We start from the raw sequence: 263 nt of genomic DNA, 5'->3' as shown, positions 1-263 counted from the left end.
GGCTTTTCTCGTGCGCTGCCAGCCCGCCGGAAGTATTTGATTTTGCACGAAATTCATCGAAAAGCGCAACCCTTTGAATGGTCTTGCAAGCCTCGTCCGAAAGCGCCTTTTGCATCTCGTCAAAGAGCGCCTGAACTTCGATTTTCTGATCGACGACGACCGCGATATCGCGCCGCACGGGCGGGAATTTCGACACTTCCGTCGGGGCCGGCAGCGCGCGCTGCATCAGCGCCTCTGCTTCGACTTCGAACAGGATCGGCGCA

General features: G+C 57.8%; 1 pseudogene. It reads right to left on the bottom strand.

Going from position 1 to position 263, the window contains the following annotated elements:
- Positions 1 to 263: pseudogene (locus tag SB753_RS38315) on the bottom strand (phenylalanine--tRNA ligase subunit beta); the annotation flags it as partial.

This window comes from Paraburkholderia sp. SIMBA_053 (genome assembly GCF_046534895.1).
GTDB lineage: Bacteria > Pseudomonadota > Gammaproteobacteria > Burkholderiales > Burkholderiaceae > Paraburkholderia > Paraburkholderia caledonica.
The sequence above is the reverse complement of the archived record's forward strand: the minus strand, read 5'-3'. Positions and strand labels throughout refer to the sequence as shown.